At 71.4% G+C, this 25118-nt stretch carries 20 protein-coding genes and 1 tRNA gene; 7 read left to right on the top strand and 14 right to left on the bottom strand.

Annotation, left to right across the window (positions count from 1 at the left end):
- Window positions 1-81: 81 nt before the first annotated feature.
- Window positions 82-1281, bottom strand: a complete 1200-nt coding sequence (mgt, locus tag AB5J53_RS36880; RefSeq protein WP_369249931.1) for a macrolide-inactivating glycosyltransferase — start codon at window positions 1279-1281, stop codon at window positions 82-84.
- A 186-nt stretch (window positions 1282-1467) separates the two neighbouring features.
- Here mgt and AB5J53_RS36875 point away from each other — a divergent pair, with 186 nt between their 5' ends.
- Together AB5J53_RS36875 and AB5J53_RS36870 are read left to right on the top strand one after the other, a co-directional pair.
- Window positions 1468-1593, top strand: a complete 126-nt coding sequence (locus AB5J53_RS36875) for a hypothetical protein (RefSeq protein ID WP_369249930.1) — start codon at window positions 1468-1470, stop codon at window positions 1591-1593.
- 52 nt (window positions 1594-1645) lie between these two features.
- Entirely contained in the window at window positions 1646-2086 is a 441-nt protein-coding gene (locus AB5J53_RS36870; protein WP_369249929.1) for a hypothetical protein, read from the top strand.
- Window positions 2087-2144: 58 nt separating this feature from the next.
- Here the strand turns inward: AB5J53_RS36870 and AB5J53_RS36865 are convergent.
- From AB5J53_RS36865 to AB5J53_RS36850, 4 genes are all read right to left on the bottom strand, one after another.
- A tRNA-Arg gene (locus tag AB5J53_RS36865) sits at window positions 2145-2217 on the bottom strand.
- 101 nt (window positions 2218-2318) lie between these two features.
- The gene (locus AB5J53_RS36860) at window positions 2319-3599 is read right to left on the bottom strand and encodes an ABC transporter substrate-binding protein (RefSeq protein WP_369249928.1); all 1281 of its coding nucleotides are present in this window, start codon (window positions 3597-3599) and stop codon (window positions 2319-2321) included.
- A complete protein-coding gene (locus AB5J53_RS36855) occupies window positions 3599-4432 on the bottom strand; it encodes a carbohydrate ABC transporter permease (RefSeq protein ID WP_369249927.1) in 834 nt (277 codons plus the stop codon). The genes AB5J53_RS36860 and AB5J53_RS36855 overlap by 1 nt, the downstream gene beginning before the upstream one ends.
- Window positions 4429-5364 carry a carbohydrate ABC transporter permease gene (locus AB5J53_RS36850; protein ID WP_369249926.1) on the bottom strand — a complete coding sequence of 312 codons (936 nt, stop codon included), beginning with the start codon at window positions 5362-5364 and terminating at the stop codon, window positions 4429-4431. The genes AB5J53_RS36855 and AB5J53_RS36850 overlap by 4 nt, the downstream gene beginning before the upstream one ends.
- Before the next feature lie 213 nt (window positions 5365-5577).
- Here AB5J53_RS36850 and AB5J53_RS36845 point away from each other — a divergent pair, with 213 nt between their 5' ends.
- The gene (locus AB5J53_RS36845; protein ID WP_369249925.1) at window positions 5578-6441 is read left to right on the top strand and encodes a phosphotransferase enzyme family protein; all 864 of its coding nucleotides are present in this window, start codon (window positions 5578-5580) and stop codon (window positions 6439-6441) included.
- A 61-nt stretch (window positions 6442-6502) separates the two neighbouring features.
- Here the strand turns inward: AB5J53_RS36845 and AB5J53_RS36840 are convergent, their stop codons facing one another.
- From AB5J53_RS36840 to AB5J53_RS36825, 4 genes are all read right to left on the bottom strand, one after another.
- Window positions 6503-7225, bottom strand: coding sequence for a 3'-5' exonuclease (locus AB5J53_RS36840; RefSeq protein WP_369249924.1), 723 nt, complete (start codon window positions 7223-7225; stop codon window positions 6503-6505).
- 105 nt (window positions 7226-7330) lie between these two features.
- Window positions 7331-8569, bottom strand: coding sequence for an SAV2148 family HEPN domain-containing protein (locus AB5J53_RS36835; protein WP_369249923.1), 1239 nt, complete (start codon window positions 8567-8569; stop codon window positions 7331-7333).
- 115 nt (window positions 8570-8684) lie between these two features.
- Entirely contained in the window at window positions 8685-10022 is a 1338-nt protein-coding gene (locus tag AB5J53_RS36830; protein WP_369249922.1) for a copper amine oxidase, read from the bottom strand.
- A gap of 56 nt (window positions 10023-10078) precedes the next feature.
- Entirely contained in the window at window positions 10079-10888 is an 810-nt protein-coding gene (locus AB5J53_RS36825) for a Tat pathway signal sequence domain protein (protein ID WP_369249921.1), read from the bottom strand.
- A gap of 178 nt (window positions 10889-11066) precedes the next feature.
- Between AB5J53_RS36825 and glgX the strand changes: the two genes are divergently transcribed.
- Window positions 11067-13175, top strand: coding sequence for a glycogen debranching protein GlgX (gene glgX, locus AB5J53_RS36820; protein ID WP_369249920.1), 2109 nt, complete (start codon window positions 11067-11069; stop codon window positions 13173-13175).
- On the opposite strand, the gene AB5J53_RS36815 is transcribed toward glgX, so the two are convergent.
- Entirely contained in the window at window positions 13172-14506 is a 1335-nt protein-coding gene (locus AB5J53_RS36815; RefSeq protein ID WP_369252679.1) for an MFS transporter, read from the bottom strand. The two genes, glgX and AB5J53_RS36815, sit on opposite strands and share 4 nt — an antisense overlap.
- A 525-nt stretch (window positions 14507-15031) precedes the next feature.
- Between AB5J53_RS36815 and treY the strand changes: the two genes are divergently transcribed.
- Window positions 15032-17410 carry a malto-oligosyltrehalose synthase gene (treY, locus tag AB5J53_RS36810; RefSeq protein ID WP_369252677.1) on the top strand — a complete coding sequence of 793 codons (2379 nt, stop codon included), beginning with the start codon at window positions 15032-15034 and terminating at the stop codon, window positions 17408-17410.
- Here treY and AB5J53_RS36805 read toward each other — a convergent pair.
- Window positions 17370-18482 carry a cytochrome P450 gene (locus AB5J53_RS36805; protein ID WP_369249919.1) on the bottom strand — a complete coding sequence of 371 codons (1113 nt, stop codon included), beginning with the start codon at window positions 18480-18482 and terminating at the stop codon, window positions 17370-17372. The two genes, treY and AB5J53_RS36805, sit on opposite strands and share 41 nt — an antisense overlap.
- 548 nt (window positions 18483-19030) lie before the next feature.
- Between AB5J53_RS36805 and AB5J53_RS36800 the strand changes: the two genes are divergently transcribed.
- Window positions 19031-20281 (top strand): M14 family zinc carboxypeptidase, encoded by a 1251-nt coding sequence (locus AB5J53_RS36800; RefSeq protein WP_369249918.1) that lies wholly within the window; start codon window positions 19031-19033, stop codon window positions 20279-20281.
- A gap of 88 nt (window positions 20282-20369) precedes the next feature.
- Here the strand turns inward: AB5J53_RS36800 and AB5J53_RS36795 are convergent, their stop codons facing one another.
- The 3 genes from AB5J53_RS36795 to AB5J53_RS36785 all read right to left on the bottom strand — a co-directional run bounded on the left by AB5J53_RS36795 (window position 20370) and on the right by AB5J53_RS36785 (window position 23075).
- The gene (locus tag AB5J53_RS36795; protein WP_369249917.1) at window positions 20370-20801 is read right to left on the bottom strand and encodes a subtilase-type protease inhibitor; all 432 of its coding nucleotides are present in this window, start codon (window positions 20799-20801) and stop codon (window positions 20370-20372) included.
- A complete protein-coding gene (locus tag AB5J53_RS36790) occupies window positions 20798-22123 on the bottom strand; it encodes a M14 family zinc carboxypeptidase (protein ID WP_369249916.1) in 1326 nt (441 codons plus the stop codon). Before AB5J53_RS36790 ends, AB5J53_RS36795 begins: the two co-directional genes overlap by 4 nt.
- A gap of 400 nt (window positions 22124-22523) precedes the next feature.
- Complete coding sequence (locus tag AB5J53_RS36785) at window positions 22524-23075, bottom strand: FHA domain-containing protein (protein WP_369249915.1); 552 nt, start codon at window positions 23073-23075, stop codon at window positions 22524-22526.
- A gap of 193 nt (window positions 23076-23268) precedes the next feature.
- Between AB5J53_RS36785 and treZ the strand changes: the two genes are divergently transcribed.
- Entirely contained in the window at window positions 23269-25014 is a 1746-nt protein-coding gene (treZ, locus tag AB5J53_RS36780; RefSeq protein ID WP_369249914.1) for a malto-oligosyltrehalose trehalohydrolase, read from the top strand.
- Window positions 25015-25118 lie beyond the last annotated feature (104 nt).

Here is a 25118-nt window from a genome sequence, read left to right as displayed (position 1 = left end):
CCCTTTCCTCATGCCTCCGGGGGCAGCCCGGCCTCGAGGTGGGGCCTACGGCCCGGTCGGCAGCTGGGCCCCGATGAGGTCCTACTCCCCCGTCGGCAGCTCGGCCTCGATGAGGTCGGCCGCCCGTCGTGTGCCGCCCTCCTGTGCCATCTGTTCCCGGATCTCGTGCAGGCGGCGTGCCACCTCGGGATCGTCGGCGACGGCGAGGACGGCCTCGCGCAGGGTGTCGGCGGTGACCTCCTCCATCGGTACGTGGCGGGCGACGCCGAGCGCCTGGAGCATGTCGGCGTTGCCGAACTGGTCGACGGCCTGCGGTACGGCGACCATCGGCGTGCCGGTGGCCAGCCCCTCCTGGCTGCCGCCCGCCCCCGCGTGCGTGATGAACGCGTCGGCCTGCCGCAGCACCGACAGCTGTGGCACCCACGGGTGCACCTCCACATTGCCGGGCACCTCACCCAGCTCTGACGGATCGACGAACTTCCCGATCTGCAGCACGACATGCCAGCCCGGCAGATCGCCGAAGGCCTTGACGCACTCGCGGTAGAAGCCTGGCTGCTTGGTGAAACTGGAACCCAGCGACACGAGCAGCACCTTCTCGGCGTCGACGGGCCGCCGCCAGTCCCCCTGCGCGGCGCGGTCGCCCTGGCAGGCGCCGACGAAGGTGTAGCGCTTCTCGTCGACGCGATCCGCGTTCGGCTGCAGGACCCTGGGGATGAGGACGAGGCAGCGGTCGGGTCGGCCCATGAAGTCCTCGACTCTCAGGTCCATGCCGTTCTCTGCGATCCAGCGGGCGAAGGTCTCGTAGAACGCCTTGCCGCGCGGGGTCCGCTTCAGCGGCTCGAACATCGGCTTGCCGACCTCCTCCTCGTACCCCTCCCAGGCCACGAGGTTCGGCGAGAGCTGCACGATCGGGACGCCCCAGCGGTGCGCGAGGACCCGGGCCGGGTACGCCGTGATGTCGTACAGCACCAGATCCGGTTCGTCGCCGGCGTACGCCGCCGCGAGCTGCGGCTCGGCCTGCAGCGCGTCCGTCAGGAACGGCTCGATGTTGTCGATCAGCTCGGTCCCCCACGCATCCGGGTCGTCGCCGGTGGGCAGCGTCGAGTTCCACGGTTTCGGCTCGGCCCCGGTCTCGGCGATCTTCTCGGCGAAGGCGGGCGGAATCGCGTACGTGACGCGGTGCCCGCGTGCCACGAGCTCCCGGATCACGTCGATGCTCGGGTTCACATGGCCGTGGGCAGCGATGGAGAACATGGCGATATGGGCGCGTCGGGTGGTCATGCGATGAGGTTAGACGAGACGAGACGTCTCGTGCAATCTGATTTCCCACGCACGGCGTGACGCGCACGGCTGCGGGACGCTGTCCGCGGTACGCCGGCGGGACGATTGCCGCGACAGGCCGGTGGGACGCTGTCCGCCAAGCGCTGGTGGGGCGCCGTCACGCGCGAAGTCGGAGCAATGCCCGGCATGCCCCGTACACCGATGGGGGCGCTGAACGACCTCGCGGACGCGCTGGAGTCCCGCTTCGGGGCGGAGTCCGAGTTCGCCACACGGCCGCGTGTGCCGGCGGGGCCGCATCCCGGGCTCGAATGACGTATACACGTTCGAGCCAAGTGGCCGAGCGGGCGTTACTGGGGGCGGGGCCATGAACGGGAACGTGGATCAGGACGCGATACTGCGAGCACGGAACGTACTGCTGAGCTCGGGGCGGCCGAGTCCCCGTCAGGAGATCGACGCCTGCCGAGTGCTCGCGCAGGTGAGCCCGGCGACGTATCTGCCCCGGCTGTCGAGAGCGCTGGTGCGCCTCAGTTGGGACTGTTCGGTGCGCGAGCTGCCCGAGGCCAGGCTGGTGCTGCACACGGAGGCCGTGGAAGCGGCGCGGGGGCTGGACGAGTCCGATCCCCAGTACGCGCCGCTCCTGTTGGATGCCCTGCAGTGGTACCAGGGAACCCTGTTCGAGCTGGGCCGGCGCCGCGAAGGGCTGGCCGTGCGTGAGGAGATGGCGGGACTCGGCCGACGGGCCTTCGAGGCCGCCCCGGAGTCTCTCTGGTGGAAAGGTCCGGAGCTGTGGGAGGCAGGGGCTTAGCGCCAGGGCGCAAGAAAAAACCAGCCCCGCCCCCGGAAACACCGGGGGCGGGGCTGTGTGGAGCGCCGGGCAGGCCTTGCACCTGCATCTCCCCGCAGGAAGCGGGACGTCTTTCCTTGGACCACCAACGCCGGGCTCACCGCGGAAAGTTCCGGCGGTTCGCTCAAGATCAATCATAGCGTATTCATGGCGGCCCGCTCCCATGGGCCGCCGCACGGTGCGGCCCGTCGCCTCAGCGCTGATAGCGGGCCAGCACCAGATTGCCGTCCTTCACCAGCCGTCTGCGGAGCTCGCTCAACCCGATCGCCCCGCTGTAGTACTCCTGGAACGCGGGCGTCGCGACCTTGTCCTTCCACTCCGGGTAGCCGCGTACGGACTGGGCGGGCGCCGAGCGGAGGTGGGCGGCGAGTGCGGTGCCGGTCGCCCAGTCGTCCTTGGTGGTGTGCAGGGCGGGGTCCTTCAGGGCCTGTGTCCCTGTCGGCAGCATCCAGTCGCCGAGGGCGAGCCGGACCATGTTCTTCGGCTGAAGCAGGAAGTCGATGAACTCGGCGGCCTCCTTCTTGTGCGGGCTGTCCTGGGCGATGGACAGGGTCTGGGGGCTGACGCCCTGGGTCAGTCCGTCCGCGCCGGCCGGGGCGGGCAGCACCTGCCAGTCGAAGCCCTTCGGCGCCTGCTGCGCGATCTGCTGACGGTAGGAGAAGCCGAGCGGAACCATCGCGTACTTGCCGCCGAAAAACCCGGGCAGGGTGTCGGACCCGCCCATTCCGAGCGTCGCGCTGGACGCGCTCCCGTCCGCGTTCACCTCGTCGTGCACGGTCCGCGGAACCACTTCGTCGGCGGCGTCGAAGCGGACGGTCACCTTGCCGTCCGCGTCCCGGTGGAACATCTGCCCGCCGGTGGAGAGGGAGAGGTTGAGCGTCGCCGAGACCGGCTCCTTGAGCGGCCAGGCGACGCCGTACTTGCCCTTGCCGCTCAGTTGCTTGGCGATCGTACGGAACTCGTCCCAGCTCCACGGCTGCTCGGGAGTCGGGACGCGGACGCCCGACTCGTTCAGCCACTTGGCGTTGGCGATCAGGACCCGCGGCTCCTGGAGGAACGGCACGCCATAGACCCCTCCCCCAAAGGTCGCCGTCTCCCAACTGTGCTGCGGGATGTCGGACTTGAGCCGATCGGGCAGCAGCTCGCGCAGGTCGGCAAGATAGCCGCCGTACGCGAAGTCCGCGAGGTCGTCCGAGGCGTCATGGATGATGTCGGGCGCCTCACCGCCCTCGAAGGAGGTGAGCAGCTGGTCGTGGACGCTGTCCCAACTGCCCTGGACATACTCGACCTTGACGTCCGGATGCGCCGCGTTCCACTCCTTCACCAGCTCCTTGTTGGCGGCCACGGACTCCTGCTGCCAGGCGAGGGACTGGAAGTGGAGGGTGATCACTCCACTCGATCCACCGCCGCTGTCCGTGCACGCGGTCAGCAAGAGGCCGAAGACGGCCAGCACCACCAGCAGTCTCCTCCGCATCAGCTCTTCACCGCCCCGGCGAGCATGCCGCCCGTGATCCGCTTCTGGATGATCGCGAAGATGACCAGCGACGGCAGGGTCGCCAGGAACGCCGCCGCGGCCAGCGGCCCGAGGTCCGCCGCGCCCTCCGCCCCGATGAAGTGCGTGAGGACGACCGGCAGGGTCTGTTTCTCCGGGGTCTTGAGCAGCACGAGCGCGAAGAAGAACTCGTTCCACGCACTGATGAACGTGAACAGCGCCGTTGCCACGATGCCCGGCACGAGCAGCGGCGCCGTGATCGAGACCAGCGTCCGCATCCGGCCCGCGCCGTCCACCGCGGCGGCCTCCTCCAACTCGGCGGGCACGGCCCGCACATAGCCCACCAGCATCCACAGCGCGAAGGGCAGCGCCCACACCACGTACACCATGGTCAGTCCGGGCAGTGAGTTGATCAGCCGGAGGTTCTTGAGGACCAGGAACAGCGGAATGATCACCAGCACGAAGGGGAACGCCTGGCTGACCACGACCCACCCGGTGGCGGCCTTGGCCGGCAGCGTCCGGTGGCGCGCCATGACGTATGCCATCGGGGTCGCGATCAGTACGGCGATGACCGCCGCGCCGAGCGCCGCCAGCAGAGAGTTGAGCGCGGCGCGCAGCAGCGGCTGCTCGTCGAAGGCCTGGCGGAAGTTGGCGAGGGTGGGGTCCTTGGGGATCCACGTGGGGTGCAGGCTCGCCAGCTCGCTCGCCGGCTTGAAGGCGGTGGAGATCAGCCAGAGGAAGGGGAAGGCGAGGAAGACGAGATAGGCGAGGAGGGCGAGGTACTGGCCCGTGCGGGTCCCTTTGCCGGTCTTCACGCGTTCTCATCTCCCCTCAGACGGCCCACGAGATACACCGCGAGGATCACCGAGATCACCGCGACCATCACACAGCCCATCGCGGCCGCGTAGCCGAACTGCCCGTAGCGGAAGGCCTCTTCGTACGCGAAGAGCATGGGGAGCCGGGTACGGCCGCCCGGTCCTCCGTTGGTCAGCACATAGACCAGAGCGAACGAATTGAAGTTCCAGATGAAGTTGAGCGCCGTGATGGCGAGCGCGACCGGTCTCAGGGCCGGCCAGGTGACGGTCAGGAAGCGGCGCCAGGCGCCCGCGCCGTCCATCGCGGCCGCCTCGTGGAGTTCGCGCGGGGTGTTCTGCAGCCCGGCGAGCAGCGCGACCGTGGTCTGCGGCATGCCCGCCCAGACGCCGACCACGATCACGGCGGGCAGGGCGGTGCCGAGGCCGCTCAGCCAGTCGCGGCCGTCGCCCAGGCCGAGGTCGCGCAGGGTCTCGTTGAGGATGCCCGCGTCCGGGTTGTAGACGAGCCGCCACATCATGCCGACGACGACCTCGGGCATCGCCCAGGGGACGATCGCGAGCGCCCGCGCCAGCCAGCGGAACCGGAGCTCCTGGTTGAGCAGCAGGGCGAGCCCCAGCGCGAGCACGAACTGCGGCACGGTCACCCCGACCGCCCACAGCAGACCGATCCGGAACGAGTCCCAGAACAGCGTGTCGTGCAGCAGGTCCTGGAAGTTGAGGACCCCGATCCACTGCGTCGCCGCGGTCCGCCCCGACTGTGAATCGGTGAACGCCAGCGCGATCCCGTACAGCAGCGGTCCCACACTGAGCACCAGGATCGGGATGAGCGCGGGCAGCACCAGGAACCAGGCCCCGTGGTCGACGGGACGCCGGTCCCCGCCCCTGCCGGGTGCCTGCTTCACCGACCGCCTCGTCGCGGTCGCCAATGTCATGGAATCGGCTCCTTTGGGCGGCTCGTGACGGTCTGGCCGCCCGAGCGGCCCCCGCCATGGTCGTGAAGGTGGTCTACGGCGTCAAGGCACTGCGCATGCCGTCCGACCTGTGGGAATGCGACACTGACCGATGAATGGCGTGAACACGACGCCGCAGGCGAGGACTGTGCGGGCACCGCACACGAGCACTGCGCGAGAACGCGGAGGCGAAGGATGGACGAGGCACGGGCACGGGACGTACTGGCCGCGGCGGGTGTGCTGCCGGGGCCGGTGCGGGACGTCACGCTCCTCGCCCTCGGCGAGAACGCGGTGTTCGCCGCCGGTGACCTGGTGGTCAAGGTGGGGCGCGACGCCGAACTCCTGGACCGTGCGCGACGGGAACTGAACATCGCTGCCTGGCTCGCCGACGCGGGCGTCCCCGCGGTGCGGGCCGCCGAGGCCAAGGCCCTGCTGGTGGAGGGGCACCCGGTGACGGTGTGGCACCGGCTGCCCGATCCCGTACGCCCCGCGGAACCGCGGGATTTGGCCGAACTGCTACGGGTGGTGCACGCACTGCCCTCCCCCTCCTTCCCGTTGCCGCCCCGCGAGCTGCTGGGCGGTGTGGAGCGCTGGCTGCGCCTGGCCGGCGACGCGATCGACCCCGCGGACGCCGCGTATCTGCGGGCACGGCGCGACGGCTTCGCGGATGCCGCGGCCGCGCTCACCCCGCATCTGCCGCCGGGCCCGATCCACGGCGACGCGCTGCCCCGCAACGTCCACGTCGGCCCCGACGGCCCGGTCCTGGTCGACCTGGAGACCTTCTCCGCCGACCTGCGCGAGCACGACCTGGTGGTCATGGCCCTCTCCCGCGACCGCTACGGGCTCCCGGCCGAGGCGTACGACTCGTTCACCGAGGCCTACGGCTGGGATGTCCGCGAGTGGGAGGGTTGCTCCGTCCTGCGGGGAGCACGCGAGACCGCCAGCTGCGCCTGGGTCGCCCAGCACGCGCCGACGAACCCCAAGGCCCTAGCCGAGTTCGAACGCCGGGTGGCATCACTGCGGGACGGGGACGAGGCGGTGCGCTGGTACCCCTTCTGACCGCGCGGCGGCCCCTTGCGGCCCTGCGCCGAACCCCCGTTCCGCTGAACCGGAGGCCCGGTCAGACCTTCTCGTCCGTCAGGTCCCGCAGCGGCCACGTCCCGTCGACCACCGCGTCCGCCTCCCCCTTGCGGCGCAGGAAGCTCTGGAAGTCGGCCGCCCACTGCGCGTACCACTCGATCTGGCGGCGGTGCAGCTCCGCCGGGCCGAGGGCCGCGACCTTCGGGTGGCGGCCGGCTATCGCGCAGGCGAGCCGGGCCGCGGCGAGCGCGTCGGCCGAGGCGTCGTGGGCGGAGTCCAGTGCAACCCCGTACTCCGTGCAGACCGCTTCGAGGTTGCGCTTGCCGCGGCGGTAGCGATCCACGGAGCGGTCGATGGTGTACGGGTCGATGACCGGGGCGGGGTCGATGCCGCCGAGCCGATCGCGCAGCGACGGCAGTCCGTACCTCCGCAGTTCGGCGGAGAGCAGGGTCAGGTCGAAGGCCGCGTTGTACGCGACGACGGGGACGCCCGTCTTCCAGTACGCGACGAGGACGCCCGCGATCGCGTCGGCGACCTCGTCGGCGGGCCTGCCCTCGGCCGCCGCCCGTTCATTGCTGATCCCGTGCACCGCCACAGCGTCCGCCGGGATCTCCACGCCCGGGTCGGCCAGCCACTCACGGCGCCCTATCGGCTCTCCGTCCCTGACCTCGATCACGGCACCCGTGACGATGCGCGCCTCGCGCGGATCGGTCCCGGTCGTCTCCAGGTCGAAGCCGATCAGCAGCTCCCGGTGCCAGCCCATGGGCGGCCCCCCTTCTTCGTGGTGCTTTCCCCCAGTGGTCTCCACGATCCCATGAGCCACTGACAATCCGAGGACCGCGTTCCGCTTACCGGGAGGGGCGGCATTTCAGGACACCGGCCGCGAATCCGCCCAGGCCACCTCGAACTCCTCGCGGTATGTCGGGAAAAGCCCCTCTTCGGTGGTGTCATCCGGTTTGACCACACGGCCCCCGCCGCGCAGCACGAGCACCGGCGCCTCCATGCCGCGCGTACGCCGCAGATACGACTGCACGACCGCGATACCGTCCGAGCCGTCCCCGTCCACGAGGTAGGCCGTGAAACGGGGCGTCTCGTCGAAGACCTGGATCTCGAAGGCGCCCGGGTCGCGCAACTTGGACCGCACCCGGCGCATGTGCAGGATGTTCATCTCGACAGCGCGGCTCAACTCCCCGCGCTTGATGCCGAGTTCGCGCTCACGCCGCTTCACCGCGCTGGAGGCGGGGTTCAGGAACAGCAGCCGCGCCCGGCAGCCGGACTCGGCGAGGCGTACGAGCCGCCGTCCGGAGAAGTTCTGCACCAGCAGGTTCAGGCCGATGCCGATGGCGTCGAGGCGGCGGGCGCCGCCGAAGAGGTCCTCGGCGGGGAACTGGCGCAGCAGCCGTACGCGGTCGGAGTGGACGCCGACCACGTCCGCGTACCGGTCGCCGACCAGATCCTCGACGGCGTCCACGGGCAGTCGGCGCGCGGAGGGCACATCACTGCCGGCGCCGAGTATCTCCAGGAGCTTCGCCGCGGCCCGCTCGGCCTGGCTGAGGACCGCCTCGGACAGGGCCCGGTTGCGGGAGACCACGTTCCGGGTGACTTCCAGCTCGTCCAGGGCGAGTTCGACGTCCCGGCGCTCGTCGAAGTAGGGCTCGAAGCACGGCCAGTGCTGCACCATCAGCTCGCGCAGCTGCGGCAACGTGAGGAAGCTGAGCACGTTGTCGTCGGCGGGGTCGAGCAAGTACCCCTTGCGGCGGCTGACTTCGCGCACGGCGACCGCGCGCTGCACCCATTCCTGTCCGGCGGGCCCGGCGGCGGCGACCACCCAGTCGTCGCCGTGGACGGGTTCGTAGATGGGACGGAGAACAGCGGCCACGACCGCGCGCAGCCGCTGTTCGACAAGGTTCAGCCAGATGTAGGCACGCCCGGCTCGCTGAGCGCGCGTACGCACCTCGCGCCAGGCGTCGGCGCCCCAGTCCAACTCCGGTCCAATGGATCCCATTTCCATCGGCCGTGCCAGGGACACCGCGCCGGGTGGGACATCTGTGGAGTTCCCCTCGTGACCCTCGTCACCAGGAGGCAACTCCAGCCCTCCCGAGCCCACCCGCGCACCGCCTTCCGCTCCCCCGAGCCACCCCAGGGGCCAGACCCCTATCAACGATCAAGGAAGGGTACTCCGGGAGCGGTCGGCGATGCAGCCCGATGGACAGGGTCGTTTCTCAACGACCTTCTTCCACATGGCCGTTCTGGTCCGCGAGCTCCGGCGGAGTGAGCGGATTCATAGCGGTGACGTCGCGCGGGGCGATCGAGAACCCCTGCCAGTGGACCGGCATGGGCTGCTGGTCCTCGTCGCGCGCGATGTGGTGGAAGCCCACGTTGACCCAGACCACAGGGTGGGTGAGCGTCTGTCCGTCGATCCACTTGTCGACGGACTTACCGTGTCCGGCGCCGCAGTTGCGCAGGTTGTCGCTGGCGAACTGCTCGCACTTGTTGTACTCGGTGAAGTAGATGTCGTGCTTGGTGAAGGTGCGGCCGAGGTACTTGGTGGTCGCGCCCGGGACGATCTCGTACGAGCGGGCGTGCTCGTCCTTGTTCTTGCCGGTGTTGCTGACGACGCGCCACCAGCGCATGTTCTTGGCGTCGCCCGTGAGTTCCTTGGTGATCTTCGTGCGCGTGGTCTTGTTGCTCGGCGCCTCGGCGCCGTGGGCGGGCGGGCTGACCACGGAGTCGTACTGCTCGACCTTGGCCTTGGAGGAGCCGTCGAGGCCGAAGTTGAGCCGCCAGAAGACGTTGTGGCTGTGGCTGGTGGCGTAGGCCTTGGCGCCCTTGCCGAGCGGCCAGCCGCGGCCGTCGCCCGCGTCGTAGTCACCGGGCGAGAGGCTGCCGGTGGCGCCGATGTTCATGTTGAGGGTGCCGTCGTCCTGGAAGCGCCACTCGGTGATGTACTCGTACCAGCCGACCTTGTTGACGGTGTAGATCAGCAGGTCCTTGCCCTGCTTCTGGAACACCTTGTTCCCCGAGTCGGACTGCATGCGGTAGGCGTGGCCACGCGAACGGGTCGTGGTGCACAGGCCCTTGACGTTGGCGTGCTGCGGGTCCCAGGCCTCGGGGACCTTCACCGTCTTGATGGTGCCGCCGGGGCACTCGCCGGGCGCCATGTCCATCAGGCCCTGTCCGAAGCCGGCGCCCGTGAGGTCGCTGTACTCGACCGAGCCGTCGTCGTAGGGGACGTCGATCTGGGCGAGCTTCGCGCTGCTGAGGACCTTGATCGGGTGGGCCTCGCCGGGGGGCTGGTACGAGATGTTCTCCAGGACGAGCCCGGCCTCGCTCTCGTAGTGCCAGCACATCCGCCAGGTGGTGCCGGTGGAGAGCTTCTGCTCGATCTTGTACGCCGCGCTGCAGTCGGCGGCCGCCGCGGAGGCGGCCTTGGGGTGGGCAGCGGCCTTGGGCTGGGCGACGGCCGGTCCCGCTGCCGTCGTCGCACCGGCGGCGAGGGCGAGCACCGAAAGGCCCACCGCCGTCCGGCTGCGGGCACGGCTGTTTCTGTTGACGCGCATGAAGAAGTGACTCCTTGCGGAAAGCAGTGAAGGTGGGAGGTGAGAGAAGACGGCGCTCAGCCGAGCTTGCCGACCTTGCGGGCGCTCAGGTCGATCACCAGGTCACGGCTGTCGATCCAGGGCCCGTTCTTGACCTTCGGGAAGAGCCGTACGCACCGGTGCTCGCCGCAGGCGTCGAGGACGGCGGGCTGGGCGCCGGACGTCGCGCGGTAGACCATGCTGTTGAGCATCAGCTGGTCGGGCGAGGTCAGTTCCTTGCCGGTGGCGTCCTTGAAGTCCGCCTTCAGGCCCGCGCCGAGCGGGTCGGCGATCAGCAGCTTGGCGGCCTCGATCATCTCGTCGCGGCTGATGGGCGGCTGGACGTCGTGCTGGGTGCCCGTCTTCTCGACCTTCCCGGTGTCGAGATTGACGGTCTTGGTGACGAGCGTGTCGTCCTTGTAGTCGTAGAACGACACATCCGCGCGCCGGGGCGCGTTCGGGTCGTCCAGTTCGTTCGTCTCGGGTTCGGCGAGGTCGACGCTGATGCGCTGCGGACCGCGCTTGCCCTCGACGTTCTCACTGGCGGCGAACGACTGCTGGTTCCGCGCGATCCGCTCGACGCGCTTCATCTCGTCGTCGGTCAGCGGGTCGCGGCCCTTGCCCTTGTCGCCCTGGGCCGGTGCCTCCTCGACGACACCCGGCTGCACGTCCGACTGTCCCTGCTGCCCGGCCTGCTGCGAGGTCCCGTTGCCGCCCTGGCCCCCGCCCGATTCGTCGGCCCCCGCCGTGCCCGGCAGGGTGATGCCGACCATCACGGCCGTCCCGGCCACCGCTATGGCCGCACCTGCCACCACCTTGCCCAGATGGCGGTGCACTATCTTGCGCACATTTCCCCCTACTCCCCCCATGTCGTCAGGAGTCGTTTGAGCCCCACTGGTTCGGCATACGACGTATGCCTGGTCATCGGGTAAGAGGGACGTAAGTCATAGGAGGTTCCATCACTTTCGGGGAGACTCGGCTCGGAGTCGCCCCCAGGGGCACGGCACTACTGGAAGAGTCGTATCCATGCAGGTCTGGCCTGGAGAGGCATATCCACTCGGTGCCACGTACGACGGCGCCGGTACCAACTTCGCGGTCTTCTCGGAGGCCGCCGACCGTATCGAGCTGTGTCTGCTGCACGACGACGGCTCGGAAACGGCCGTGGAGCTGCGCGAAACCGACGCGTTCGTCCGGCACGCGTATCTGCCGGGGGTCATGCCCGGGCAGCGGTACGGCTTCCGTGTGCACGGACCGTACGCGCCGGGGCGCGGGCAGCGCGCCAACTCCGCGAAGCTGCTCCTCGACCCGTACGCGCGCGCCATCAGCGGCTCGGTGAAGTGGGGCGAGGAGGTGTACGGCTATCCCTTCGGAGCCCCCGACAAGCGCAACGACCTGGACTCGGCGCCGCACACCATGTCGTCGGTCGTGGTCAACCCGTACTTCGACTGGGGCGACGACCGGCGACCGCGCACCGAGTACCACCACACGGTGCTCTACGAGGCCCATGTGAAGGGCCTCACGATGCAGCATCCCGAGCTGCCCGACGAGCTGCGCGGCACATACGCGGCGCTGGCACACCCGGCAATCATCGAACATCTGACGGAACTGGGCATCACCGCGCTGGAACTGATGCCCGTGCACCAGTTCGTGAACGACCACCGTCTGGTGGACATGGGCCTCAGCAACTACTGGGGCTACAACACGATCGGCTTCTTCGCCCCGCACAACGCGTACGCCTCCTGGGGCGATCGCGGCCAGCAGGTCCTGGAGTTCAAGTCGGCGGTCCGCGCGCTGCACGAGGCCGGCATCGAGGTCATCCTGGACGTGGTCTACAACCACACGGCCGAGGGCAACCACCTGGGCCCGACGCTGTCCTTCAGGGGCCTCGACAACGCCTCGTACTACCGCCTGGCGGACGACCCCCGCTACTACATGGACACCACGGGGACCGGCAATTCCCTCCTGATGCGCTCCCCGCACGTCCTCCAGCTGATCATGGACTCGCTGCGCTACTGGGTCACAGAGATGCACGTCGACGGGTTCCGCTTCGACCTCGCGGCCACGCTGGCGAGGCAGTTCCACGAGGTGGACCGGCTGTCGTCGTTCTTCGACCTGGTGCAGCAGGACCCGGTGGTCTCCCAGGTGAAGCTGATCGCCGAGCCGTGGGACGTCGGCGAGGGCGGCTACCAGGTGGGCAACTTCCCGCCGCTGTGGACCGAGTGGAACGGCAAGTACCGCGACACCGTACGGGACCTGTGGCGCGGTGAGCCGCGCACCCTGGCGGAGTTCGCGTCCCGGCTGACCGGCTCCTCCGACCTCTACCAGGACGACGGCCGCCGACCTCTCGCCTCCATCAACTTCGTGACCTGCCACGACGGCTTCACGCTGCACGACCTCGTCTCGTACAACAACAAGCACAACGAGGCCAACGGCGAGGACAACCGCGACGGCGAGAGCCACAACCGGTCCTGGAACTGCGGCGCCGAGGGCGACACCGACGACGAGGCCGTCCTTGCCCTGCGGGCCCGGCAGATGCGCAACTTCATCGCGACGCTGATGCTCTCCCAGGGCGTGCCGATGCTCAGCCACGGCGACGAGTTCGCGCGCACCCAGGGCGGCAACAACAACGCGTACTGCCAGGACAGCGAGCTGGCCTGGGTGTCCTGGCCGGAGGACGGCGACGAGCTGCTGGACTTCACGCGCGCGATGGTGTGGCTGCGGCGCGACCATCCCGTCTTCCGGCGGCGCCGCTTCTTCCACGGGCGGCCCGTGCAGGGCACGCACGACGAGCTGTCCGACATCGCGTGGTTCACCCCGGAGGGCGAGGAGATGACCCAGCGCGACTGGGGCTCCGCGCAGGCGCGGGCGCTGTCCGTCTTCCTCAACGGCAACGCGATCTCCGAGCCGGGCCCGCGCGGGGAACGCATCGCCGACGACTCCTTCCTGCTGCTCTTCAACGCCTCGCCGAAGGCGCTGGAATTCGTGGTGCCGGTCAACCACGGGCGGCAGTGGCAGGTCGTCGTCGACACGGCCCGCCCGGAGGGGGTGGCGCCGGGGACGGGCGCCAAGGTCGAAGCCGGGGACCGGCTGACGCTGATCGACCGGAGCCTGACGGTGTTGCAGCGGCCTGCCTAGGCGGGCGTGTTCTTCTGGGGCACGCGTGCGTGGGGCTCGTTTTTGGGGTGCACGCGTGCGTGGGGCTCGTCTTCCGGGTGCACGCGTGCGTGCGGGTCGTTTTCGGTTTCGGTGTACGTCGTCGGGCGCGCCGTCAGCGCGATGGCGCAGGCGAGCGCGGCGACCGCGCTTCCGACCGCGAACGCCGCGGTGGGGCCGTAGGACTCCGCCAGGCGCCCGGTGACGGCCACGGCGAGGGCCTGGCCACCGACGATCGCGCTCGTCGCGACGGCCATCGCCTCGGCCAGCCGTGCCGGCGGCACAGCACGCTCGGTGAGCCCGAAGACGGTGATCAGGTGCGGGGCGTACGCGACACCGAGGACGGTGACGACGGCGTACAGGCCCCACAGGCTCTCCGTCCAGAGCAGGGGCAGGGACAGCAGGAGGGCTCCCGCGGTGGCCGCTCTCCAGCGGGCCCTGAGCCCGAGACGGGCGGGCACGGCGGCCATCGACAGCCCCGCCACGGCGCTCATGACCCCCATGGCGGCGTACACGAGTCCGGCCTGGTCCTCCTGCCCGAGGCGCTCGGTCAGCGCGGTGATGCCGGCCTGGCAGGCGCCGAACATGGCGCCCTGGAGGGCGAGGGCCGCGCGCAGAGCGTGGACGGAGCGGGGCATGCGGGGGCGCGCGGCCACCGCCCACGCCGGGTTCCGCGCCCGGCGCATCGCGGTGACCGTCGGGTGTACCGCCGTGGCCGTCGGATGCAGGGCGAAACCCGTTCCGCACACGGCCACCAGGAGCCCCGCCGCGCCCAGCGCGTACGCCGGGTGAGCCAGCACCGCCGCGACGCCCACCAGGGCGGGGCCCAGCACGAAGGAGATCTCGTCCAGCGTGCTCTCGAAGGACAGCGCGGCGGCCACCGTACGGTCGTCCGCGCCGTTGCCGCGGGCCAGCGCGACCACACGGACACGGGCCAGCGGGCCGATGAGCGGCACGCTCGCTCCGGCCAGGGCGCCGAGCAGGGCGAGGGGCCCCGGAGTCAGGTGCGTGAGCGCGCCCGTCACCAGTGCGGCGATCGCGAGGGCGTTGGCGAGGGAGCACACGAGGACGACGGTGCGCTGTCCGCGCCGGTCCGCGAGGCGGCCCACGAGCGGACCGCAAGCCACCTGCCCGACGGCGAGCGCGCCACCGACCAGCCCCGCGGTCCCCAGCGAGCCACTCGTCCGCGCGACGAGCAGCACACTGCCGAACTGGATGGTGGCGGTGGGCAGCCGACCGAGGAAGGACACGACGGGGAGCGCCGCACCGGTCAGAGCGACGACGCGGCGATAGGTACCGAGCGTGCTGTTCACACCGTGAGACGTGTCGGTCGTGCCGTCCGGCCCGTCAGGCGTGTCGGTCGTGCCGTCCGGCCCGAGGGGCATGGTCGTTGTGCCGTCCGTGCCGAGGAGCGGGGCCGTCGTACCGTCCGGGCCAAGGAGCGGGACCGTCGTACCGTCCGCGCCGAGAGGCTCGTCCAGGGTCCTGTCCACGCCGAGAAGCGCAGCCGTAATGCCGTCGGTGGCGAGAAGCGCATCCGTCGAGCCGTCGGTGGCGAAAGGCTCGTTCTGCATCCCGTTCGTATCGCGACGCGCCCCCTGCGTGCGGTTCACGCAGCCGGTCGGGGCCGGCGCGTCCTTCGCGTCGGCGTGCGGCTCCGGCGTCGTGCCGTCCGTGCGGTGTGTGCCTCGTGTGCCACCGCGCCCCGTGTTCCCCATCGTTCGACGCTAGCCACGCGTGCGTGCCCATATGCATGCGTCGATGACACGAAAGGCGGCGGGGCGGGTACGTAGGTTCGCATGACACCTGAGCGTCCCGACCCCGTGATTCCGGACTCGATGGTCTCCGGCGCGGTGGTTCCCGCCGTGCCGACCGCCACGTACCGGCTGCAGCTGCAGCCGGAGTTCCCGTTCGGGGCAGCCGAGGCGGCCGTGCCGTATCTGGCCTCGCTCGGCGTCTCGCATCTGCACCTCTCGCCCGTGCTGGAGGCCGTCCCGGGCTCGACGCACGGCTACGACGTGGTGGACCACGCGCGCGTGCGGGCCGAACTGGGCGGCGAGGAGGGGCTGCGCTCCCTGGCGCGCACCGCGCGGGAGCACGGCCTGGGCCTCGTCGTGGACATCGTGCCGAACCACATGGCCATGGTTCCGCGCCACAACCGCCCCCTGTGGGAGGTGCTGCGCGAGGGCCCCGAGTCGCCGTACGCGCGCTGGTTCGACATCGACTGGGACGGCCAGGGCGGTCAACTCCTGCTGCCGGTGCTCGGGGGCCGGCTCGGCACGGAGATCGACCACCTGAAGGTCGACGGCGACGTACTGCGCTACTACGACCACGTGTTCCCGCTGCGCGAAGGCACCGAGAGGCTGCCGCTGCCGCGGCTCCTCGACGCGCAGTGGTATCGCCCGGTGTGGTGGCGGCTGGCCCGTACGGAGCTCAACTACCGCCGCTTCTTCAGCATCTCGGAGCTCATCGGCGTGCGCGTCGAGGACCCGGAGGTGTTCACGGCGACCCACGCGAAGATCTTGCAGCTGCTCGACGACGGCGTGGTGGAGGGGCTGCGCATCGACCACCCGGACGGTCTCGCGGACCCGGACGCGTATCTGCGCCGTCTGCACGAGGCGACCGGAGGCAGCTGGACGGTGGTCGAGAAGATCCTCGCGGACGGCGAGCCGCTCCCGGCCGCGTGGCCCGTCGCCGGCACCACCGGCTACGACGCGCTGCGGCACGTGGACGGCCTCTTCACGGACCCGGCGGGTGCGGGCGAACTCCTCGGCCAGTACCGGCGGTTCGCGGCCCCTCAGGCCGACCGGGGCGGCCACTGGGAGTCGACGGTGCGCAGGGCTGCGTACAAGGTGGTCACGCACGAGCTGGCCACGGAGATCGACCGCCTCACGCGCGTGGTGAGCGGTGTGTGCGCCGCGTCCCCTGACCCGGCATTGCGCGATCACGCCCCCTGGGCCCTGGGCACCGCGCTGCGGGAACTCCTGGTACGCCTCGAGGTGTACCGGCCCTACCCCTCCACGGACGCCTCCCTGGTGGTGACCGAGGAGGCAGCAGACGAGGCGCGGGCGGCCTTCACGGTGCCCGAGGAGGCGCATGCCGTGGACGTCGTACGGGATCTGGTGACCGGGCGGGCCGGTGACGGGCCCGGGCACACGGAGTTCCGGGCCCGGTTCGCGCAGACCTCGTCCGCGTTGCGGGCCAAGTCCGTGGAGGACACGGCGTTCTACCGCTATGTGCCCCTCCTGTCCGCGAACGAGGTGGGCGGCGACCCGGGCGCTCCGGCCGTGTCCCCGGAGGACTTCCACGCCTACTGCGCGCGCGTGCAGCGCGACTGGCCGGTCACCGGTACCGCCCTGTCGACGCACGACACGAAACGCAGCGCCGACGTACGCGCGGCCCTCTCGGTGCTCACCCAGTGCCCCGAACGGTGGGCCGACGTCCTGGCGGAGGTGACCCGGGACGGCACGGGTGTGCCCGACCCGCAGCTGGCGTGGGCCGCGTGGCAGACGGCGTTCGGACTGGGCCCGGCCTCCGAAGAGCGCGTCCAGGGAGCCCTGTTGAAGCACGTCCGGGAGGCCGGACTGCACACCGCCTGGACGGAGCAGGATCCCGCGTACGAGGACACGGTCACGGCGTTCGTCGCGGAGGGGCCGTGCGGGGCGCCTGGGCGGCTCGTGGCCGACTTCCGGGCCTCTCTGGCACCGCATGTGCGGGCGAACGTCCTGGGGGCCGCTCTGGTCCATCTGACGATGCCCGGGGTCCCGGACGTCTACCAAGGCACCGAGGGCGAGTACCTGGCGCTGGTCGACCCGGACAACCGGCAGCCGTTCGCGCCGCAGGAGCGGCCCTCGGAGAAGGCCGCTCTGACGACGGCCGCACTGCGGCTGCGCGGGCGGCGCCCCGCCCTCTTCGGTGACTCGGCGACGTACGTCCCGCTGGTGGCGGACGGTCCGGGCGCCGGGCACTGCGTGGCGTTCGTGCGCTCCGGAGAGGTGATCACGGCCGTCACACGGATGTCGCTGCGGCTGGCCGACTCCGGGGGCTGGCGCGACACCCGGCTCGCGCTCCCCGAGGGGCACTGGGCCGATGTGCTCACCCCAGGAAGGGAGTTCACGGGGCACGCGCGCGTGGAGGAGCTTTTCGAGCCGTGGCCCGTGGTGCTGCTGGAGCGGGTCAGCGCGGGCGCACCAGCAGGGTCCGGGGAGAGCGGCTGATCAGGCCTTCCGGAGCGGGCCGGAAGCCCGGGGCCCAGCGCAGGTCCGGCAGGGCCGCCAGCAGGGCGTGCAGGCCGTGTTCCGCCGTGAGCCGGGCGAGCAGCGCGCCCGGGCAGAAGTGCCGTCCGGAGCCGTACGCGAGCTCACCCGGGTCGGCGCGGAAGGCGTCGTAGCGGTCCGGGTCGGCGAACCGTGCCGGGTCGCGTCCCGCCGCCCCCAGCAAACACGCCACGGTGGCGCCCGCCGGGATGGGGCCGACGGGCTCGACGGCCCGGCGCGAGACGACGTGCAGCGGCGGATCACGGCGCAGCGACTCGGCCCAGGCACCGGCCGCGAGCGCGGGACGGGCCCGGATCATCCCCAACTGGCCGGGGTGGTCGAGGAGATTCGCCAGGAACGACGCGAGCGCGTGGGCGGTCGCCTCGCCGCCCGCGCCGAGGAGTGTCCCGGCCAGCCCCGCCACGGCCTCGTCCGACAGTGGGCGCCCGTCGGCCCGGGCCGTGCACAGCGCGGACAGCAGATCGGCGCCCGGGTGGGCACGGCGACGCGCGATGTACGGGCGCAGGAAGGCGTCCAGTTCGGGGTGGTGGCCGCCCAGGTGATCGAGGCCCGTACGGCACCACGCGTGGACGCGCGCGGTGTCCTCGTACGGCAGCCCGAGTGCGGCGACGGCCGCCGCGGTGGGCAGCCAGTGGCAGAACTCGGCCACGAGATCGGCCTGCTGGCGGGCCGCGAGGCGGCGGGCGAGGACGTACGCCGTGCGTTCCACACCGGCGGTCAGGGCGGCCAGCGCGGCCCCTCGGAACGCCGGTGAGACGAGGGCCCGGTGCGCGCTGTGCGTGCCGCCCTCCAGGTGGGCCAGGGTGCGCCCCGGCGGCGGCGCGACGAGCCGTGGGTCCGCGAGCGCGGCGTGGACGTCGGCGTACCGGCTGACCAGCCAGGCGTCGAACGGCTCGTCGTACACGAGGGGGTGCCGCTCACGGAGGGTCCGGTACAGCGGGTACGGGTCGCGCTCGGTGCCGGGGGCGAGCAGGCTCGGCGGCGCCGAGCCGCTCTCCGGGCGCGGGCTCAAGGGCTCCGGCCCGTTCAGGGGCGCGAACGGTGCCTGAGGCGCGGACGGGCCCGGCGGCGCGAACGGGTTCACCGCGCCGACCCCCGGGGGCGCCGACAGCAGCCGCCCGCGCAGTGCTCCTGTGGGAGGGGCCGCGGGCGCGCCTTCGCCGGGAAGGCCGTGAGGACACAGCACCGGCGGCCTCCCACTTCGGATGTGCGCGCCGGATCCGCGCGCGGTAGTTCTCAGCTGACCATCGATGCGATCGGACCGCAGTCCTCGTACGCCCGAACGGGTGAAGCGGGCGCATCTGCGGAGGCCGCGTAAATCGCCTCCCCGAAGGTCTCGGCCACACCCGTCGGTGGTACCGGCGGGCGTGGCCCCAGGGCGGGTCGACGGAGAGCGCCCCGCAGTCCTCGCCGACGGTGAGTCCTCCCTCTGGCGGTGCACACCCCCCTGCCAGCGGTAAATGCCACCTGGCGCCCCCTGGAGCCGCCCCGTCAACTCCTTGACAGTTCACTCAGTCCGTGGAGTACTGCGGAAAGCGACGCAGGGCGGACAAGTCGGGGGTGAGTCTTCTGCCGGAGTTGCGCTACCCCAGTGTGACCGAAATCGTCTCGTCCGCCCGGGCGTTGGCGGCTCACCGACCCGGCCTGTGCGTCCTGAGACAAGTGGGCGTCTCGCGCGCGGGCAGACCCCTTCACCTGCTGTCCGTCGGCCACGCGCGGCGCGCGGTCCTCGTCGTGGCGGGCGCCCACGCGAACGAACCGACGGGCGGTTCGACCCTGCTCGCCCTGGCCGAACGCGCACTGCGCGAACGGGAGTTGCGGGCCGAGACCTCCTGGCACTTCCTGCTCTGCGCGGACCCGGACGGGGCGAGCCTCCATGTGACGCCCGCGCCGCGCACGCTGCTCGACTACCACCTGGGTTTCTTCCGTCCGGCCGGCCCCGAGCAGCCGGAGTGGTCGCCGTCCGTCCTGCCGCCCGACCGGCTGCCGCCCGAGACCCGCGCCCTCACCCGGGTCATCGACGAGTTGCGGCCCTACCTGCAGGTGACGCTGCACGGGACCGATCTGGGCGGCAGCTGGGTGCAGTTGACCAAGGACATCCCGGGACTGGCCGAGCCGTTCGCCAAGTCCGCGGCGGAGCTGCACATCCCGGTGGAGACGGCCGCCTCGGACGCCGCGGGCTGGCCCGCCTCGGGGCCCGGGGTGCATGTGATGCCGGCACCCGGCTCGGACGCGGCGTACCCGAGCATGCCCGACGACGCCCGGCACAGCACCTGGTACCACGCCCACCGGTACGGCGGGCTGACCGCCGTCGTCGAGGTGCCGATGTGGGCCAGCGACCTGGTGGACGATCCGGCGCCGCACCCCTCCCCCGCGGCGGCGATGCGGCGACTGGCCCGCCGGCTGGTGCGCGACGCGCTTCAGGTGGAGGCGGTGCTCACGGAGGCCCTGCCGCGGCTGCAAGGACCCGACGGACCGCTTCTGCGGGCCGCGAAGTGGGCGCTGGAGCTGGTACCGGGCCTCGCCGACGACTGGATCCAGACGCCGCCTCCGGACACGACCATGGCGTACGTCGGCAGCGTCGACGCGTTCGGCCGCCGGCTCCCGCTGCGGGCCGCCGCGATGCTGCTGCGCGTCCTCCAGGAGGCCGACGACCGCGACGCACAGCGCCTCGAAGCCCTCGTCGCCGCGTGGAGCGACGCCTTCGCCGAACGGTTCCGCGCCCGCTGGGTACCGCTGGAGCACCAGGTCGAACACCAGGCCCGTACGGTGGTGGCGGCGGCCCGCCACGCGCGCGACAACGCGGCGTGAGGGTTTTCGAGGCGTACGCGCGCGAACCCGTCGTGAGGTTTCTCGACCCGTACGCGCGCGTGCCGGTCCACCGTCCGACTCGGTCCGATCAGTCCGACAGCTCGAACACGGCTCCCGTCGCGGCCGCCATCACGCAGGAGTTCGAGAAGGTATGCGTGTAGGCGACCCGGCGGCCGTCCCATACGCCCTTCGCCGACGCGGTCACCGGGGCGTAGATCATGGGGCACAGGGCGTCGGCCCTGGGCGGGATCCGGGAGATGTCGCCCCCGGCGGCCCGGAGTTCCTCGCAGGCCTGTGCCGCGTGCGGGTGCCCCAGGGGCGGGTCGCAGAACAGCAGGGTGCCGGGGGTGCCGCTGGAGTGGGCGTCACCGGGCGTGACGGTGAGGTCGAGCCAGTTGCCGGGGAGGGACTCATGTCGTGCCGCCTGGGACGGGGCCGCGCCCACCGTGAGGAGGGCTGCCGCAGCGAGCAGTCCGACACGTACCGCTTGAACCGTCTTCGCCGGAATGGATTTCGTCATTCCAGATGCATCGGCACCGCGGCCTGCGAACCCCACCCGGACTCACCCGAACGGGAGCGCACGGACGCGTGCCGCCCGGCGAGTTCGAACGAGGCGAGCACCACGCGTGCCTGGTACTCGACCTGGCGGGCGACCGGGATCCAGCGCGCCCCGCAGCCCTCGCGGTAGTCGGCGCACCACTCGTCGATGAGCCGGTCGAGCTCCGGCAGCACGCCGCACGGGTCGTGCCCGGAGGCGGACACGAGCTGGTGCAGCAGCCCGGCCGTGCGCAGCGCGACCCGGCGTCCCGCGAGACGCAGCGCCGTCAGACGGGCGGTGTCGAGCGCCGGCAGGGGGCGCGCCCCGGCGTCGTGCACGTCGGGGTCCCACGAGTCGGCGAGTCCGGGGCCGACCAGTAAATAGTCGTCGACGGGCGCGAGGAGGCAGGCCACTTCCGGGGAGGCGCCGAGGCTGGGCCGCACGCGCGCGAGGATGCCCTCCAGGACCCGTGTGTCGCGGCGCAGCGTGCGGCTGACGGTGCGCAGCACCGCGTCGGCGTCGGCGGGCCGCGAGGAGTCCTCCACGGCCACGACGCCCCACATGGGGGCCTCGACGACCGCCGTCACCGTGCCGTACGGGTGCGGGTGGAACCAGGTGGACTCGACCGCCGCCTCCGTGATGGCGGCGGCCAGGCCGCCCCTGCGCGGCGGCGGGATGCGGTAGACGGCGGGCCCGAGCGCCGGCCAGTACAGGGTGTCGTACGGGCCGAGTTCGCGCGGGATGCCGAGGCGCGCCGCGGTGCGCGCGACGCGCTGGGCGAGGCCGGGCAGTTCGCGGGTCAGCTCGACGAAGGCACCGCCGACGTCGACCCCGTGCAGGGAGCACTGCAGGAAGGGCCGAAGTTCGTCCTGGAGGTCGAGAAGGGCGCGGGTCTCGGGGAGGGTGGCCCCGTCCGCGCCCTCGGGCAGCCACTCGGGCTGTTCGAGGAAGCCGGGCCGGAAGAAGTGCCGGAAGTAGTGGCCGAGGGTGTACGGGCCCGACAGCCACGCCTCGTTGCGGCGGGCGCCGTCGGGATCGAGGCACAGCAGCAGGTTCCAGGTGGCGTCCGCCCCCTCGGTCAACCGGGGATCGGCGAGCGCCCGTTCGGCGAGGCGCAGGGCCGTGGCGCCGCCGACGGGTTCGTTGGCATGCGGTCCTGCGACGACGAGGGCCTGGCGGCTGCCGTGCCCGACGGACAGGAGCCACAGCGGCGTACCCGCCCGCGAGGTGCCCACGCGGCGCAGCCTGGCGTCCCTCGGACGGCGCGCGACGAGCGCGGCCGCACGGGCGCCCAGTTCGTCCACAGTCGGGTAGCGGAGGAGTGGCGGCAGGGCACACCTCCACTTATGTGGTGCCGTCGGTTCACCTGATGTGCATGGTGTACGCACAGTCAGTCACGGCTCTGGGGGTACGTCAACACCGCGGAACGTAAGGGACGTTGAGGAAATCGGTGGGTGAATCCCAGACCAGAGGTCAATGGGACCAGGGCTGTCCGGCGCAAGACGGAAGGCGGAAGATCGTGCTCACTGCGACGCGAGCCGGATCCTGAGGGCTCGCTCGGACACAAGCCGGAACCTCAGGGCTCGCTCGGACACAAGCCGGAACCTCAGGGCTCGCTCCGACACGAGCCGGAACCTCAGGGCTCACTCCCACACAAGCCCGCAACGCCATGACTCAGTCCGACGCGAGCCGCAACGCCACGGCTCAGTCCGACGCGAGGCGGAACATCATCCGCCCGAAGCCGATCTGGTCGCCGTCCTTGACGACGGCGGCGCCGATGACGCGCCGTCCGTTGACGGTTGTGCCGTTCGTCGAGCCCAGGTCGCGCAGCACCCACAGCCCACCCTGCCGGCTCAGTTCGGCGTGCACCCGGGACACGGTCTCGTGGTTGAGCCGCAGGCCGCTGGCGGGGTCACGACCGATGCGCAGCGGGTACGGGCTGCCCGGGTGGGGCAGCAGCAGCTTCGGGAGCCGCTCGGCCTGCCAGGCCCTGCGCAGTCGTACGGTGAAGCCGGAGACCGCCTCCACGGTGCCGAACACCAGCTTCGACCAGCGGCCCTCGGTGGGCAGGTCGGCGGTGAGCACGGCGAGTTCGTCGGGCCTGCGGGCGGCGAGCGCCAACTCCATGCGGCGGATGAACGTGTCGTGCGAGAGACGACCGAGGGCGACGCCGTCACGGAGCGCCTTGAGCGCCCGGTCGCGCTCCGCGTCGGACAGCCGCGCGGGGTACGTGTGGAACTCGAAAGACGACGTCACGCTGGTGATTGTCGGGCAGCGAGAGCGGGGTGTCCAGAAAACACGGAAACGGCCGATGCGGCTGGACGGAGCGCTCCGCGTGAAAAGAGGGCGGCAAACACGCGGCAAAAGGGTGGATTCGAAAGCGAATTGATCTCACGTGAAGCACCATGGACAGGCTATGTCACGGTGAGCTGACAAGGGGGAACCGTCTGTGCGGTTCGAGGTGTGGGCACCGCAGGCCGACCGGGTGACGCTCCATTGCGCGGGCGCCACGCGCGCGTTGGAGCGCGATCAGGAGCGTGCCGGGTGGTGGACGGGCGACGCGGATGCGCACGACGGGATGCGATACGGGTTCGCGGTGGACGACGGCCCCGTACTGCCCGATCCCCGCTCACGGCGGCAGCCGGACGGCCCCGACGGGCTGAGCGCGGTGGTGGACCAGGAGCGGTACGAGTGGCGCACCGAGTGGGCTGGGCGCCCGCTGCCGGGCGCGGTCCTGTACGAGCTGCACGTGGGGACGTACACGCCCGAGGGCACGCTGGACGCGGCCGCCGAGCGGCTCGGACATCTGGCGGAACTGGGCATCACCCACGTCGAGTTGATGCCGCTGTGCCCCTTCCCGGGGCGGCACGGCTGGGGGTACGAGGGTGTCTCGCTGTGGGCCGTTCACGAGCCGTACGGCGGTCCCGAGGCACTGAAGCGCTTCGCCGACCGGGCGCACGAACTCGGCCTGGGCGTCGTCCTCGACGTCGTGCACAACCATCTCGGCCCCTCCGGCAACCACCTGCCCGCGTTCGGGCCGTACTTCACGGACACCCACCAGACGCCCTGGGGCTCCGCCGTGAACCTGGACGCGCCCGGTTCGGACGAGGTGCGCGCGTATCTCGTCGACAGCGCGCTGGCGTGGCTGCGCGACTACCGGATCGACGGGCTGCGCCTGGACGCGGTGCACGCACTGCGCGACACGCGCGCGGTGCACTTCCTGGAGGAGCTGTCGACGGCCGTGGACACGCTCGCCGACGACCTCGGCCGGCCGCTCTTCCTGATCGCCGAGTCGGATCTGAACGACCCACGGCTCGTGACCTCCCGCGAGGAGGGCGGTCTCGGACTGCACGCCCAGTGGAACGACGACTTCCATCACGCGCTGCACGCCGCGCTGACCGGTGAGGCACAGGGCTACTACGCGGACTTCGCGCGTGCACCGTTCGCGGCGCTCGCGAAAACGCTTACGTCGGGCTACTTCCACGACGGCACGTACTCCAGCTTCCGCGGGCGCTCTCACGGCCGTCCGCTGGACCGCACCCGCGTCTCGGCGCACCGCCTGCTCGGCTACGCCCAGACCCACGACCAGATCGGCAATCGCGCCCAGGGCGACCGGCTCTCGGCCTCCCTCTCCCCCGGGCTGCTGGCTTGCACCGCCGCGCTGACGCTCACCGCGCCCTTCACGCCGATGCTCTTCATGGGCGAGGAGTGGGCCGCGGGCACGCCCTGGCAGTTCTTCACCGACCACACCGATCCTGAGCTCGCCGAGGCCGTACGGCTCGGCAGGCGCCGGGAGTTCGCGGCGCACGGCTGGGCCGAGGAGGACGTCCCCGACCCACAGGACCCGGCGACCCGGGACCGCTCCTGCCTCGACTGGTCGGAACCCGAAAAGGCACTCCACGCGCGCGTGCTGGCCTGGTACCGCGAGCTCATCGCCCTGCGCCGGCGCCAGGCCGACCTCTCGGACCCCGACCTCGCGGCGGTCAGAGTCGCCCACGACGCGCAGGCCCGCTGGCTGGCGCTCCGGCGCGGTGACATCCGGGTGGCCGTCAACCTCTCCAAGGGGACCGCCGCGATCCCGCTCGGCATCCGCCACGCGCGCGTGCTGGCCGCCTGGGAGCCGGTCGAAGCGCCGGACGCGGACGGGGTGTTGAGCGTGCCGGGCGAGTCGTGTGTGGTGCTGACACAGGCGTGAGGCGCTCACTGTCGGCGGTGCCGCAGGCGTGACGCACTCGCCGTCCGGGCCGACACAGGCGTGCGGTGGTCGGCATCGGCGCTCGGCATAAGCGTTTACGCAAA

Origin of the sequence: Streptomyces sp. R41, assembly GCF_041053055.1 — a bacterium.
In the GTDB taxonomy this organism is placed as follows: Bacteria; Actinomycetota; Actinomycetes; order Streptomycetales; family Streptomycetaceae; genus Streptomyces.
This window is presented reverse-complemented; position numbering and strand designations above follow the sequence as displayed.